Source organism: Saccharothrix sp. 6-C (assembly GCF_016695385.1).
GTDB classification, from domain to species: domain Bacteria; phylum Actinomycetota; class Actinomycetes; order Mycobacteriales; family Pseudonocardiaceae; genus Actinosynnema; species Actinosynnema texasense.
Map to the genome: position 1 here is coordinate 7,020,882 of NZ_CP064192.1, position 14,102 is coordinate 7,034,983.

Genomic DNA, 14,102 nt, shown 5'->3' on the forward strand with positions numbered 1-14,102 from the left:
CTCCCTTGTGAGGTCGCCCGGCGCAGCCCCCACGCGCACGGCGGATTGACGGACCGGCGGCGGAGGCGCGGTGCGGCCCTTTACCGCACCGACCGCCATCGCGCCTTCACCCCACACGGTGGATCATCGACTCGTTACGGTGCGTTCGCTGCATCGGGTGACTACGGCCGGCGACTTCTCGGTAGGGTTGGCCGCATGGCCGGGGCTGAAGGGACTGGGCAGCCTGCTGCCCGCACCCATTTCGACGTCGTACTGCGCGGGTACAACCAGCGTCAGGTGAACGAACGGGTGACGCGGCTCGAGTTCGACCTCAAGAACTCGAACCGGGCCCGGGACGCGGCGTCGGCCCAGGCCGCGGAGCTGGGCAAGCTGCTCACCTCCACCCGCGCCGAGCTCGACAAGGTCAAGTCCCAGCTCGGCAAGCTCGCCGCCAGCCCCTCCAGCGCGTCCAACGTCACCGAGCGCGTGCGCGTGATGATGACGTTGGCCGAGGAGGAGATCGCCGACATCCGCAAGGCCGCGCTGGACCAGGCCAACGCCACCCGCGCCGAGGCCGAGCGGGCCGCGGCCGAGGGCAAGGCGGCGCACCACCGCGCGATGGGCGAGCTGGAGGACCGGCGGCGGCAGCTGGAGGCGGCCCACCAGCAGCGGACCACCGAGCTGGAGCGGCAGTACGACGAGCGCCGCACCGAGCTGGAGCGCTCGCACGAGGAGCTGCGGGCCAAGCTGACCGCCGAGCACGAGGCGTTGATGGCGGAGGCCCGCGCCGACCGCGAGAAGCTCACCGCGGACTTCGAGGCCAAGACCGCCGAGCTCGAGGCGAAGCGGGTCGAGCTGGAGCAGAAGTACAAGGGCTACCACGACGACCTCGACAAGGAGTACGACGAGCTGCGCACCAAGCTCCGCAAGGAGCACGAGGTGCACGTGGTCGAGGCGAAGGCCGAGGCCGTGAAGCTGCTCGAAGCCGCTCGGACCGAGGCCGCCGAGCTGCGCGCGGAGACCGAGAAGCAGGTCGCCGAGCTGGAGTCCGAGGCGCTGGCCAAGACCGAGCAGACGATCAGCGAGGCCAACGCGCTGGCCGAGAAGACCGTCACCGAGGCCGACGCGCACGCCAAGAAGACCATCACCGAGGCCGACGCCCACGCCGACCGGCGCACCACCGCCGCCGACCGGAAGCTGGCCGAGCTGCACCGCGTGCACCGCACGGTGAGCGAGCAGTTCGCCGCGGCCCAGGAAGCGGTCTCCCGCGCGGTCGCCACGCTCACGCCGCTGGACGAGGAAACCGCAACCGACCAGCCCGCAGCCGACCACGCGGCGGGCACGTCGACCGAAGCGGCAACCGGCCCGGCCGCGGACGCGGACCCGCCCACCAAACCGGCGACCGCCAAGCCCGTGCCCGCCAAACCGGCCGGCTCCAAGCCCGCCGCCAAGGCCAAGGACGTCGACCCCTCCGAGCAGCCGACCACCCAACTGCCGGTGCCCAAGACCAGGCAGTCCAGGTAACCGGGTCTGCCCGCGGTCAGCTCACTGGGGCAGCTGGTCGGCCGGCACGACCTCACCCTGCTCCGGCACGGTGATCCCGACCGGCTCGCCCCACCCGCGGAACCGGGTCGTCGACTGCTTCACGACCTTGCCGTCCAGCTCGAACCGGTACTCGGCGCGCACCGGCGCGCTCGTGTCGTCCACCCACACCGACGCGGCGATCTTCACGCCGTACTCGGCCAGCTCGGTGTGCTGGAGCTGGATGTCCTGGTCCTGGATGACCTTCGCCATCTTCAACGGGTCCACCACCAGGTCGAACCGCGTCACCGGCGCCCCGTCCACCTGTTCGGCCGACCTGCCCACGATCAGCGCCGCCCGGGGCTGCACGTAGTCCAGCTCCGCGCCCGGCACCGCGCTCGGCCCGAAGCCGCGCAGCAGCGCGGCCACCTCGCCACCGCTCGCCGCCGGGTAGAAGCCCCACTTCTTGCCCGCGGGCATCGGGGCGCCCTCGACCTGCACGTACGTGCCGTCGCGCACCACCACCAACGCGATCTTCCTCGGCTGCCCGCCGGTCGACACGTCCATCGTCATCGACCCGGTCACGTCGTCACCGTCGCGCCGCAGCACGCCGTCGGTCACGTTGCGCACCTCGGTGGCCTGCCCGTCCGAGGCGAAGCCCTCGGTGTGGAAGGTCGCCGTGCCCAGCTCGGCCCGCCGCTGCTCGATGCGGTCGGCGAGCACCGCCAGGTCGCCCTTGGGCAGCGAGGACGTGGTCGGGGCCCGGTCGTCGGCGGGCGCGGCCGTGCACGCGACGAGCACCAACGGAACCAGGGCGAGCAGGAATCGGCGCACAAGCCAGGGTAACCGGCGCGCCCGCGCAGGCCCGTGACCCGGCCACGACCCTCCGCGCTCCCCGGGAACCAGGTGTCGGCTACGCCTTCTCCAGGTACTCCGCCCGCTCGTCGTCCAGCAGCCCCGCCACGAGCCCGGCCAGCCCGGGGTGCGCGGTCAGCTCAGGGTCCGCCTCCACGACCTCCTGCGCCACCACCCGCGCCTCGGCGATCACGTCCTCGTCGCGCAGCAGCGACAGCATCTTCAGCCCCGACCGCGTCCCGGACTGCGCCGCGCCGAGGATGTCGCCCTCCCGCCGCAGCTCCAGGTCCAGCTGCGCCAGCTCGAACCCGTCCAGGGTGGACTCCACGGCCCGCAGCCGCTCCATCGTCGACGTGCCGTCCGGCATCTCGGTGACCAGCAGGCACAGGCCCGCCGCGCTGCCCCGCCCGACCCGGCCGCGCAGCTGGTGCAGCTGGCTGACCCCGAACCGGTCCGCGTCCATGATCACCATGACGGTGGCGTTGGGCACGTTCACGCCGACCTCGACGACGGTCGTGGCGACGAGCACCTGCACCTCGTTCGCCGCGAACGCCCGCATCACGGCGTCCTTGTCCTCCGGCGGCATCCGGCCGTGCAGGATGTCGATCCGCAGGCCGCGCAACGGCCCCTCGGCCAGCCGGTTCGCCACGTCCACCACCGCGAGCGGCGGCCGGCGATCGGAACCGTCGTCCTTCGGCGAGCCCTTCGACGAGCCCTTGGCCGCGGACTCCTTCGGCGGCGCCTCCCCGTCGTCCTCCGCGTCGCCGTCGCCGATCCGCGGGCACACCACGTACGCCTGGTGCCCCTTGCGGACCTCTTCGTGGATCCGCTGCCACGCCCGGTCCAGCCAGCCCGGCTTCGCCGCCACCGGCACCACGGACGTGCTGATCGGCGAACGCCCCTGGGGCAGCTCGCGCAGCGCGGACACCTCCAGGTCGCCGTACACCGTCATCGCCACCGTGCGCGGGATCGGTGTGGCCGTCATCACCAGCACGTGCGGCGTCGACCCGCCGGCGCGCCCGCTCAACGCGGCCCGCTGCTCCACGCCGAACCGGTGCTGCTCGTCCACCACGACCAGTCCCAGGTCGGCGAACTCCACCTTGTCCTGGATCAGCGCGTGCGTGCCGACCACGATCCCGGCCTCGCCGGACACGATCTCCAGCAGCGCCCGCTTCCGCGCCGCCGTGGCCATCGAACCGGTCAGCAGCGTCACCCGGGTCGCGTGCTCGGCCCCACCCAGCTCGCCGGCCTGCCCGAGGTCGCCGAGCAGCTCCCGCAACGACCGCGCGTGCTGCGCCGCCAGGACCTCGGTCGGCGCGAGCATCGCCGCCTGCCGCCCGGCGTCGACGACCTGCAACATCGCCCGCAGCGCCACGATGGTCTTCCCCGAGCCGACTTCGCCCTGGAGCAGCCGGTTCATCGGGTGCTCGCCGGACAGGTCCCGGACGATCTGCTCGCCGACCTCGCGCTGCCCCGCCGTCAGCTCGAACGGCAGCCGGGCCTCGAACGCGTCGCGCACCAGACCGGCGCGGGGCGGGCACGCGGGCGCGGGGCGGGCCGTCGCCGAACGGCGGCGTTGCGCCAGCGTGAGCTGCACCGCCATCGCCTCGTCCCACTTCAACCGCTGCTGCGCGACGGTGATCGCGGCCCAGCCGTCCGGCCGGTGGATGTCGCGCAGCGCCTTCTCCAGGCCGATCAGCCCGCGCTCGGCGCGCAACGACTCCGGCAGCGGGTCCTGCGCCACCCCGTCCCACACCGCGAGGACCTGCTCGACGCAGTTGGAGACGTTCCACGACTGGATGCCCTGCGCCGCCGGGTAGACCGGGATCATCGCGCCCGCGAAGTCGGCCGCCGCGGCGTCCTCGCCGTCGAGCACCTGGTAGTCGGGGTGCGCGAGCTGGAGCTTGCCGTTGAACATGCCGACCTTGCCCGCGAACATCGCCTCGCGCCCCGGCAGCAGCTCCCGCTCGACCTTGCGCGAGCCGCGCCCGAAGAACACCAGGTGCAGGTCGCTGCTGCCGTCGGTGATCACGGCCTCCAGCAGCTCGCCGCTGCGCGACTTCATCCGCCGCTGCCGCGCGCTCTTGACCCGCGCCTGCACGGTGGCGTGCTCGCCCAGCTCCAGCCCGGCGATCTCGGTCAGCTTGCCGCGCTCGTCGTAGCGGCGCGGGTAGTGGCGCAGCAGCTCGCCGACGGTGGTCAGGCCGAGCCCGGCCTCCAGCGCGTCGGCGCTCTTCTTGCCGAGCACCGACACCAGCTTCTCGTCGAAGGTCGTCATCCCGGCCCATCCACCTACTCGACACCGACAGTCAGCAGGGCGTCGCGCTGCCCGCCCGGGTAAGCGGCCAGTTCCACCTCCGGGTGGGCGACGCGCAGGTGATCCTCCAACACCCGCTCGACCCCGTCCGGGGCGGCCCGCCCCAACAGCACGGTGACCAGCTCGCCGCCGCTGGCGAGCATCCGGTCGACCAGCCGGCACGCCAGCGCGCCCACGTCGGCCGGGTCGGGCTCGACCAGCACGACCTCGCCGTCCACCATGCCCAGCAGGTCGCCGGGGCGGCACCGGCCGACCCAGGTGATCGCCTCCCGGTCGGACACCGCGACCTCGCCGCGGCGGGTGGCCGCCGCCGCCTCGGCCATCGCGACCACGTCGTCGCCGGCGCGGCGGGTCGGCGAGTGCACGGCCAGCGCCGCCAGCGCCTGCACCGGGGAGAACGTGGGCACGACCACGACGTCCTGACCCGCGGCGACGGCTTGCGCGACGGCCTCGTCCAGCGGTTCGCGCCAGGTCGGGTCGCCGGGCAGCACGGTCACCTGCCGCGCCCGCGTGCTCACCACCACGGCCAGCAGGTCCGCGGCCGTCACCCCGTCGCCGGGCTCGAACACCACCGCGCCCTCGGACCGGAACAGCTCGGCCGCGCCCTCGCCCTCGACCAGCACGACGATCGCCCGGTCGCGCACGAACCGGGGCGCCTGGGCGGCGATCTGGTCGGCGAAGCGCGTCACCGTGATCCGGTGCGGCCGGCCGGCCCGGATGCCCGCCTCGACGGCCGCGCCGATGTCGTTGCAGTGCACGTGCACGGTCCACAGCCCGGCGCCGTCGCCGACCACGGACACGCAGTCGCCGACGGCCGTCAGCTCGCCCTTCAACGCTTCCACGGCCGGCGAGCCGTCCAGCAGGTACATGACCTCGTACTCGAACTCGGCCGACCCGGCCTCCCGCGCGGTGGTCAGCGGCTCGCGCGGCACCGTGGCGACGACCGGCGCGTCCTCGACCTCGCGCCCGGTGACCACCGCCGCCAACGTGTCCAGCAGCACCACCAGCCCGCGCCCGCCCGCGTCCACCACCCCGGCCCGCGCCAGCACGGCCAGCTGGCGCGGTGTGTCGGCCAGCGCCTCCGCGCCCGCCTTCGCCGCGACCGTGATCACCTCGTCCAGGTCGTCGGACGCGCTGTCGCGAGCCGCCTCGGCCGCCGCGCGCAGCACGGACAGCACCGTGCCCGCCACCGGCTCCGAGACGGCCGCGGTGGCCAGTTCGTCGGCACGCCACAACGCCCGCCGCAACGACGCGCCGGACGCCGTGGAGGCCCCTTGGACGGCCTCCGCCAGGCCGCGCAGCACCTGCGACAGGATCACCCCGGAGTTGCCCCGCGCACCGGCCAGCGCGCCTCGCGCGAGCGCGCCCAGCGCCGCGCCCACCGTGTCGACGGGTGTCCTGAGCAGCGCGTCCAACGCCGAGCGCATCGTCTGGAGCAGGTTGGTCCCGGTGTCGCCGTCCGGCACGGGGAACACGTTGCTGCGGTCGATGTCCTCCCGGTTGGCGTCCAGGGACCGAACACAGGCGTCCGCCCACTGGCGCACCGCGACCGCATCGAGTGCCTGCATGCCGGCGAGGGTATTCGACCCGGTTTGGTGGCAGAACGCGCCACCGGCTACCCTGACGGGGTTGCCATGCCCGGCTGAGGCTTGTGCACGCTTGCGCGCCCGCCGGGGCGTGAGTACCGATCAGGAACCTTAAGGAGTGGCTGACGTGGCTGCCGTGTGCGACGTCTGTGGCAAGGGGCCGGGCTTCGGCCATTCTGTCTCGCACTCCCACCGGAAGACGAACCGCCGGTGGAACCCGAACATTCAGACCGTGCGCGCGAAGGTTTCCTCTTCGACGCGGCAGCGGCTGAACGTGTGCACCTCGTGCCTGAAGGCGGGCAAGGTGGTGCGCGGCTGATGACCCGCGCCTGAGCTCGTCGAAAGGCCCCCGGAACGCGGTTCCGGGGGCCTTTCGGCATTCTCGGTGTTCTCGGTGTTCTGGGTGTTCTTCAGTCGCTCAGGGCAGCTTCCAGTCGATCGGCTCGGCGCCCTGCTTCACCAGCAGCTCGTTGACCTTGCTGAACGGCCGCGAGCCGAAGAAGCCGCCGGCCGCGGACAGCGGGCTCGGGTGGACCGACTCCACGCAGCGGTCGGCGCCCAGCAGCGGCTTGAGGGCCCGCGCCTGGCTGCCCCACAGGATCGCGACCAGCGGCGCGTCCCGCTCGGCCAGTGCCTTGATCGCCTGCTCGGTCACCGGCTCCCAGCCCTTGTTGCGGTGGGAGTTCGACTTGCCCGGCTGCACCGTCAACGCCCGGTTGAGCAGCAGCACGCCGCGCTCGGTCCAGGGCGTCAGGTCGCCGTTGGAGGGCTTGGGGTGCCCCAGGTCGGCCACGTACTCGGTGTAGATGTTGACCAGGCTCTTCGGGATGGGCCGGGTCTCCGGCGACACCGAGAAGCTCAGCCCCACCGCGTGCCCCGGCGTCGGGTACGGGTCCTGGCCGACGATCAGCACCCGCACGGAGTGGAACGGCTGCTGGAACGCCCGCAGCACGTTCTCCCCGGCGGGCAGGTAGGTCCGCCCGGCGGCCACCTCCGCCCGCAGGAACTCGCCCATCGCGGCGATGCGATCGGCCACGGGCGCGAGTGCCGCGGCCCAGCCGGCTTCCATGATCTCTTCAAGCGGACGTGCCACGGCGGGACCTTATCTCAGTCCAGGCGGCGCAGTCCCTTGCGGTAGAGCAAGATGTTGTCCACGTACTTGTCCACGGCGAACTGCCACGCGCCGTCCGGCACGACGTAGCCCTCGCGCACGCGGGCGGGCACGCCGAGCGCCATCGACCGGGCGGGCACGTGCCCCTCGAACGACACCACCGCGCCCGCGCCGACGATCGCGCCGGTCTCCACCACGGCGCCGTTGAGCACCACCGAGCCCGAGGCGATCAGGCAGCGGTCGGCGATGGTCGCGCCCTCGATGTGCACGTTGTGCCCGACCACGCACTCCGCGCCGATCAGCGTCGGGTGGACCTCCGTGCAGTGCACGACCGTGCCGTCCTGGATCGACGTCCGCTCGCCGACCTCGATGCGCCCGTAGTCGCCGCGCAGCACGGCCTGCGGCCACACCGAGGCGTGCGCGCCGATCCGCACGTCGCCGATGACCGTCGCGTCGGGGTGCACGTAGGCGTCCGGGTGGATCACCGGCTCGAAGTCGCCCAACGCGTAGATCGCCATCGCGGTCCCTCCCGGCCCGTCAGAGATCCTTCGCGAAGCAAAGGCTTTCCGGATGATGCCGGTAGACGCCGAAGTTGTCGATGCGCGCGTATCCATTGGCCCGGTAGAGGCCGATGGCCTCCGGTTGGCGCAGCCCGGTCTCCAGCACCATCCGCCGGCGACCGGCCGCGCGCGCCGCCGTTTCCAGCGACGCCAGCACGACCCGCGCGAGACCGCGGCCGCGCACGGCCTCCACCACGTACATGCGCTTGATCTCGGCGTCGCCGGGGCGCAGGGAGTGCTCGGCCACGTCGTGCGCGCGCCACCCGCCGCACGCCACCGGCACGCCGTCGAGGTAGCCGACCACGAAGTGCCCCGACGGCGCGGCGAACTCCGCCGGGTCGACCGGGGTGACGTCGCCCTCGCCGTAGCGGTCCACGTAGACCTGCTGGAGGTCGGCGATCAACTTCACCGAGTCTGGATGGTCATACGCGAGCGTGCATAGTTCCACATACCTGAGGCTACCTACCGCCAGTGCTCCCAGCCAGGGGGTTTCTCGTACGCGCGCCCGTCGACCGTCACGCCGCTGCCGTGCCGGACCGTGCCGATCGTGCGCCAGCCCTCGGGCACGGCCCCCGGCTCGGGGAACGTCGCCGCCAGGGCGTGATCCTCGCCACCGGTCAGCGCCCAGTGCCGGGCGTCCGCGCCGAGCGCCGCCGCGACGTCGATCAGCCGCGGGTGGACCTCCAGCAGCTCCGTGCGGATGTCGATGCCGATGCCCGACTCGTCCGCGATGTGCCCCAGGTCGGCCAGCAGTCCGTCCGACACGTCGATCATCGCCGTCGCGCCCGCCGCGGCGGCCTGGGGCCCGGCCTCGTAAGGGGGTTCGGGGTTCCGCTGCGCGCCGACGACCGCGACCGGCGACCGGAACCCGCGCTGCAGCACGGCCAACCCGCCCGCCGCCCAGCCGAGCCGCCCGCACACCGCGACGACGTCACCCACCTGCGCGCCCGACCGGGTGACGGGCTCGAAGCCGCCCATGTCACCCATCGCGGTAACGGAGATCACCAGTGTCGCGGACGACACCATGTCGCCGCCCACCACGCCCGCGCCCGCCACGGTCGCCTCCTGCCACAGCCCGGCGGTGATCCCCTCCACCACGGCCGACGGCGTGTCGGCGGGGCACGCGAGGCCGATCAGCAGGGCCGTGGGCATCGCGCCCATGGCCACCACGTCGGCCAGGTTCACGGCCGCCGCCTTGCGCCCCACCTGCTCGGGAGACGACCAGTCGAGTCTGAAGTGGACGCCTTCGACCAGCACGTCGGTGGACACCACCACGCGACCGTCGGGCGCCGCGACCACAGCCGCGTCGTCACCCGGCCCGAGCAGGGTGGTGGGCGGCTGCGTCCGACCTGCCGTCACCCGGCGGATGAGACCGAACTCACCCACCTCAGCGACCGTGTCCGCGTTGCGCGGCGGCTCCGGACGCAAGATTGCCTCCCGTTCTGAGCATTCGGAACCCCAACTGGGGTACGTTGCTGTGCACGTTCCTACCCCGACCTAACCTGTCGCGACGAAGGGGCACGCCGTGGTGCACGCATACATCCTCATCCAGACCGAGGTCGGGAAGGCAGCCGCCGTTGCGGCGGAGATCTCCGGCATCCCCGGTGTGGCCACCGCGGAAGACGTCACCGGCCCGTACGACGTCATCGTCCGCGCCGAGGCCGACACCGTCGACCAGTTGGGGCAGCTCGTGGTCGCCCGCATCCAGAACGTGGAGGGCATCACGCGAACGCTGACCTGCCCGGTGGTCCATCTCTAGGCCCGTGCTGTCATAGCCGGGTGGCCCAGGAACCGGAACCCGCCTCGCTGCTCCCCCGCCCGCTGCTCGTCGTCGCCCTCGGGCTGACGGCGCTGCTCGTGGTGGGAGTGGCGGCGGCGGGTCTCGTCCTCGGCGGCCGCGACGACGCGGCGGACCCGTCCGCCGTGCGCACCGGGCCCGTGGCGCTCGTGCCGGTGCCCGCGCCGGAGGCCGGGTCGGCCGAGTGCGCGGCGCTGCTGGGCGCGCTGCCCGCGCAGCTCCTGTCCGGTGGCGTCACCCTGCCCCGCCGCGAGCTGGCCACCCCCGCGCCGGCCGGCGCCCTCGCGTGGGGTGACGAGCGGCACGAGCCCGTCGTGCTGCGGTGCGGGCTGGACCGTCCCGGCGACCTCACCCCGACCTCCCAGCTGCGGGTCATCTCGGACGTGCAGTGGCTGGAGGTGTCCGACGGCGGTTCGGCCACCTGGTACGTGGTGGACCGGCCGGTGTACGTGGCGCTCACCGTGCCGTCCGACGCGGGCACGGGGCCCCTGCAGGACGTCTCGACCACGATCCGAGACACCCTCGCCAAGGGCCCCGTGGACACCAAGGGCTGACTAGCGCAGGCCCGTGCCGCGGGCGATCGCCGTCTCCACCAACGTGGTCAGCAGCGCCGGGTAGTCGACGCCCGTCTCGGCCCACATCCGCGGGTACATCGAGATCGGCGTGAAGCCGGGCATGGTGTTGACCTCGTTGACCACGAGCTCGTCGTAGTCGGTGACGAAGAAGTCGACCCGGGCCAGGCCCTGGCAGTCCAGCGCGCGGAACGCGGCGACGGCCATCTCGCGCAGGTCGCGGGTGACGTGCTCGTCGAGCTTGGCGGGGATGTCGAACTCGCACACGTCGTCGAGGTACTTGGCGTCGAAGTCGTACCAGTCGACCTCGCCGCCGACGATGCGCAGCTCGGCGGGCAGCGACGCCTCGACGCGGCCGTCCGGGAACTCCAGCACGCCGCACTCGACCTCGCGGCCCGAGACGGCGGCCTCGATGATCACCTTCGGGTCGGTCTTGCGCGCCAGCGCGATCGCGCTGTCCAGGTGGGCCCAGTCGACGACCTTCGAGATGCCGACGGACGACCCGGCGCGCGCGGGCTTGACGAAGACCGGCAGGCCCAGCCGCTCGCGGTCGGCCTCGGTCAGCGTCTCCTGCTCGCGCCGCAGCACCGCGAACTCGCCCACGGGCAGGCCCGCGCCCTTGAGCAGGCGCTTGGTGAACTCCTTGTCCATGGCGACCGCGCTGGCCAGCACACCCGGTCCCACGTACGGGATGTCGGCCAGCTCCAGCAGGCCCTGGATGGTGCCGTCCTCGCCCCACGCGCCGTGCAGCACGGGGAACACGACCTCCACGTCGGCCAGCACCTCGGTGGGCGCCACCGGCACCAGTTCGCTGCCGGACACGGGGACCAGCGCGTTGACGGTGGGCAGCTGCCGGTCCCGCACTTCGAGCGCCTTGGTGTCGTCCGCGCCGATCACCCACGCGCCCGTTTCGGTGATGCCGACGGGCACGACGTCGAACCTGTCCCGGTCCAGGTGCGGCAGGACACTGCCGGCGGACAGGCAGGAGACCATGTGCTCGCTGCTGCGCCCGCCGAACACCACGGCGACCTTGGTCTTGCGCTGTGTCATGGCTCGGACCCTACCCGGATGGCGTAACCACCCACTGGCACCGCGCACCCGAGCGCACAACTCACGCGTCGCGAACGTACGACTCTCGCGAGAGTCGTACGTTCGCGACGCGTGAGTCCAACGTCCAGGCGTCCTGAGTTCAACGCTCGCGACGGGCCGGTGTGGTGGCGAGGATGCCGATCAGGGTGGGGATGGCGGCGGTCAGCTGCTCGCGCGAGCAGGCGCTGTAGCCGATCGCCGCGCCGTGCACCTTCGGCCGGCCCGCGTGGTGGCGGCCCAGGCCGTCCAGCCGCAGGCCGCGGTCGTGCGCCTCGGCCAGCACGTCGCGCTCCGCCTGCGCCGACGGCAGCGGCACGACGATGTGCGCGCCCGCGTCGTCGCCGAGCACGGGGATCCCGGCCTCGGCGAACGCCGCCGACAGCAGCGCGCGGCGCTCGGACAGCTCACGGCGGAGCTTGCGCAGGTGCCGGCCCAGGTCGCCGTTGCGCGCCAGCTCGACCAGGACCCGCTGCCCCGCCGCGGACGGGCTGGTGCCGGTCCGGTCCCGGTGCGCCATCACCTCGGCGGCGATCGGCTCGGGCGCGACCATCCACCCCGCGCCCAGCGTCGGCGTGAGGATCTTGCTCGTCGTGCCCAGGTGCACCACCACGTCCGGCGCCAGCGCGGCCAGCAACGGCAACGGCGCGACGTCGTAGCGCAGCTCGCCGTCGTAGTCGTCCTCGACGACCAGCCACCCCTCCGCCCGCGCCCGCTCCACCAGCGCCACCCGCCGCGCCGCCGACATCCGCCCGCCCATCGGGTACTGGTGCGCCGGCGAGCAGTACACGCCGCGCACCCCCGGCGGCACGGCCTCCACCAACAGCCCTTCGGCGTCCACGGGCGCCTGCACGACCTTCACCCCGGCCGACCTCAACGCCCACACCGCCCGCTGGTAGCCCGGCTCCTCCACCGCCACCGCGTCACCCGGCCGCAGCACGGCCGACCCCAGCTCCACCAACGCCGCCGTGGTCCCGCCGGTCGCCAGCACCAGCTCCTCCCGCAACCCGCCGCGCACCGCCAACCCCCGGTGCCGCAGCAGGTGCTCCGCCACCACCGCCCGGTACTCGGGCAACCCGCCCCGCGCCGGCCGGAACAACGGCTGCACGTCCGCCGCCGCGCGCCAGGCCCGCCGCCAGGCCGCCCGGTCCAACCCCTCCGCCCACGGCGCGCCGGGCGCGAGGTCCACCACGTCCACCGGCGCGGCGGGCGCCGCCACCCGCCGGGCCCGCGACTTCAACGCGCCCGGCGGCGTGGTCGTCACGTAGGTGCCCGACCCGTGCCGCCCCGCGATCCAGCCCTCGGCGTGCAGCTGCTCGTATGCTGCCGCGGTCACGGTCCGGCTCACGCCGAGCCGCTCGGCCAGCGCCCGGGTCGAGGGCAACCGGTCACCGCTGCGCAGCCGCCCGTCGCCCGCCGCCGTGCGCAGGGCGTCCGCGAGCTGCACGGCCAGCGGTTCGGCCGACTCGCGGTCCAGCACCACCGCCAACGCCGTCTCCGCCACAGTGGCCTCCTCAAAACGCCGAGAATTGGCACTTGAAGAAGGCCACTTTACCGGACAAGCTCGTCGCATGACGTTGTCACCGACGGACCGCAGCACCATCAAGCGCGGGCGCAACCGCGCCGTCACCGAACGCGAGGCGCTGCACGCGGTCCTCGACGCCGCTCTCGTCTGCCACCTGGCCGTCGTCGTGGACGACGCGCCGCTCGTGCTGCCCACCGGCTACGGCCGCGACGGCGACACCCTCTACCTGCACGGCTCGACCGGCGCGCGCAGCCTCCGCGAAGCCGGGACCGGCGTGCCCGTGTGCGTCGCCGTGACGATCCTCGACGGCGTCGTCTACGCCCGCTCGGTGTTCGACCACTCGATGAACTACCGCGCCGCCGTCGTGCACGGCACCGCCGTCCCCGTCACCGACCCGGACGCCAAGCTGCACGCCCTGCGCGTGCTCACCGAGCACATCGCCCCCGGCTCGTGGGACTACGCCCGCCCGCCGACGCCGAAGGAGCTGGCCGCGACCGCCGTGCTGTCGCTCGACCTGGCCGAGGCGTCGGTCAAGATCCGCAGCGGCCCGCCCGGCGACGAGGACGAGGACGTCGCCGCCAACGCGAGGTGGGCGGGTGTGCTGCCGCTGCGCACCGCGTGGGGCGAGCCCGAGCCGGACCCGGCGCTGGTCGGTGACTGGGACGTCCCGCCGCACGTCACCGCGCGGAGGTAGGCCCGGCGAGCGGGTCGAACCGGACCGGCCGGATGGTGCGCCCGCCGTCGCGGAACACGTGGATCGTGACGGCGGGGTCGGTGCCGTCGTTGCGCACCTGGTGCGCGTAGCCGGGCCCGAAGACCCGCGACTGGCCCGCCACCAGGTGGTGCAGCACCTGGGTCGGGCCCGGCGTGACGACCTCCGTCAGCGAGCCGCTGACCACGGTGAACGCGCCACTGGTGACGCCGTGGTCGTGCAGCTCGGCGCGTTGGCCGGGCAGCCAGCTCATCAGCCACACCTCCTGCTCGTCGGTGCGGTCGACCAGCGCGGCGAAGCGGGTCTCGGGGTCGTAGCGCAGCAGGTGGGCCCAGCGCTCCCGCCGTGCCGCCGTGTCGAGCGCGATCCGCACCGGGTGCAGGGCGGCGTGCGACTGGGGCAGGGCGATGGTGTTCTCCGGAACGGCGAACATGGTTCCTTCTCGGTGCTCGGTGATGTGGCGAGCCTCACGGGCTCGCG

At 73.4% G+C, this 14,102-nt stretch carries 15 protein-coding genes; 5 read left to right on the forward strand and 10 right to left on the reverse strand.

Annotation, left to right across the window (positions count from 1 at the left end; translation table 11 throughout):
- Positions 1-288 precede the first annotated feature (288 nt).
- Positions 289-1,503, forward strand: coding sequence for a hypothetical protein (locus tag IOD16_RS29850; protein ID WP_236594466.1), 1,215 nt, complete (start codon positions 289-291; stop codon positions 1,501-1,503).
- A gap of 21 nt (positions 1,504-1,524) precedes the next feature.
- Here the strand turns inward: IOD16_RS29850 and IOD16_RS29855 are convergent, their stop codons facing one another.
- The 3 genes from IOD16_RS29855 to IOD16_RS29865 all read right to left on the reverse strand — a co-directional run bounded on the left by IOD16_RS29855 (position 1,525) and on the right by IOD16_RS29865 (position 6,240).
- Positions 1,525-2,334, reverse strand: coding sequence for a hypothetical protein (locus IOD16_RS29855; RefSeq protein WP_201437009.1), 810 nt, complete (start codon positions 2,332-2,334; stop codon positions 1,525-1,527).
- Positions 2,335-2,413: 79 nt separating this feature from the next.
- Positions 2,414-4,633 carry an ATP-dependent DNA helicase RecG gene (gene recG, locus IOD16_RS29860; protein ID WP_123745907.1) on the reverse strand — a complete coding sequence of 740 codons (2,220 nt, stop codon included), beginning with the start codon at positions 4,631-4,633 and terminating at the stop codon, positions 2,414-2,416.
- A gap of 14 nt (positions 4,634-4,647) precedes the next feature.
- Complete coding sequence (locus tag IOD16_RS29865) at positions 4,648-6,240, reverse strand: DAK2 domain-containing protein (RefSeq protein ID WP_201437010.1); 1,593 nt, start codon at positions 6,238-6,240, stop codon at positions 4,648-4,650.
- A gap of 145 nt (positions 6,241-6,385) precedes the next feature.
- On the opposite strand from IOD16_RS29865, the gene rpmB reads away from it, so the two are divergent.
- Complete coding sequence (gene rpmB, locus IOD16_RS29870) at positions 6,386-6,577, forward strand: 50S ribosomal protein L28 (protein ID WP_033437952.1); 192 nt, start codon at positions 6,386-6,388, stop codon at positions 6,575-6,577.
- Positions 6,578-6,676: 99 nt separating this feature from the next.
- On the opposite strand, the gene IOD16_RS29875 is transcribed toward rpmB, so the two are convergent.
- The 4 genes from IOD16_RS29875 to IOD16_RS29890 are packed head-to-tail and all read right to left on the reverse strand — an operon-like array spanning position 6,677 to position 9,357.
- Entirely contained in the window at positions 6,677-7,351 is a 675-nt protein-coding gene (locus IOD16_RS29875) for a uracil-DNA glycosylase (RefSeq protein WP_123745905.1), read from the reverse strand.
- Positions 7,352-7,365: 14 nt separating this feature from the next.
- The gene (locus IOD16_RS29880; protein ID WP_123745904.1) at positions 7,366-7,887 is read right to left on the reverse strand and encodes a gamma carbonic anhydrase family protein; all 522 of its coding nucleotides are present in this window, start codon (positions 7,885-7,887) and stop codon (positions 7,366-7,368) included.
- Positions 7,888-7,906: 19 nt separating this feature from the next.
- Entirely contained in the window at positions 7,907-8,377 is a 471-nt protein-coding gene (locus IOD16_RS29885) for a GNAT family N-acetyltransferase (protein WP_123745903.1), read from the reverse strand.
- Between the two features lie 14 nt (positions 8,378-8,391).
- Positions 8,392-9,357 (reverse strand): thiamine-phosphate kinase, encoded by a 966-nt coding sequence (locus IOD16_RS29890; RefSeq protein WP_123745902.1) that lies wholly within the window; start codon positions 9,355-9,357, stop codon positions 8,392-8,394.
- 97 nt (positions 9,358-9,454) lie between these two features.
- Here IOD16_RS29890 and IOD16_RS29895 point away from each other — a divergent pair, with 97 nt between their 5' ends.
- Positions 9,455-9,688: an Lrp/AsnC family transcriptional regulator gene (locus IOD16_RS29895; RefSeq protein ID WP_015104517.1), complete on the forward strand. Its 234-nt coding sequence runs from the start codon at positions 9,455-9,457 to the stop codon at positions 9,686-9,688.
- 20 nt (positions 9,689-9,708) lie between these two features.
- The gene (locus tag IOD16_RS29900; RefSeq protein WP_201437011.1) at positions 9,709-10,281 is read left to right on the forward strand and encodes a DUF3515 domain-containing protein; all 573 of its coding nucleotides are present in this window, start codon (positions 9,709-9,711) and stop codon (positions 10,279-10,281) included.
- Here IOD16_RS29900 and IOD16_RS29905 read toward each other — a convergent pair whose 3' ends face one another.
- Positions 10,282-11,349: a D-alanine--D-alanine ligase family protein gene (locus IOD16_RS29905; RefSeq protein WP_123745900.1), complete on the reverse strand. Its 1,068-nt coding sequence runs from the start codon at positions 11,347-11,349 to the stop codon at positions 10,282-10,284.
- A gap of 139 nt (positions 11,350-11,488) precedes the next feature.
- A complete protein-coding gene (gene pdxR / locus IOD16_RS29910) occupies positions 11,489-12,889 on the reverse strand; it encodes a MocR-like pyridoxine biosynthesis transcription factor PdxR (protein WP_236594467.1) in 1,401 nt (466 codons plus the stop codon).
- A 67-nt stretch (positions 12,890-12,956) separates the two neighbouring features.
- On the opposite strand from pdxR, the gene IOD16_RS29915 reads away from it, so the two are divergent.
- Entirely contained in the window at positions 12,957-13,604 is a 648-nt protein-coding gene (locus tag IOD16_RS29915) for a pyridoxamine 5'-phosphate oxidase family protein (protein ID WP_201437013.1), read from the forward strand.
- On the opposite strand, the gene IOD16_RS29920 is transcribed toward IOD16_RS29915, so the two are convergent.
- Positions 13,588-14,055, reverse strand: coding sequence for a cysteine dioxygenase (locus tag IOD16_RS29920; protein WP_201437014.1), 468 nt, complete (start codon positions 14,053-14,055; stop codon positions 13,588-13,590). The two genes, IOD16_RS29915 and IOD16_RS29920, sit on opposite strands and share 17 nt — an antisense overlap.
- Between the last annotated feature and the right edge of the window lie 47 nt (positions 14,056-14,102).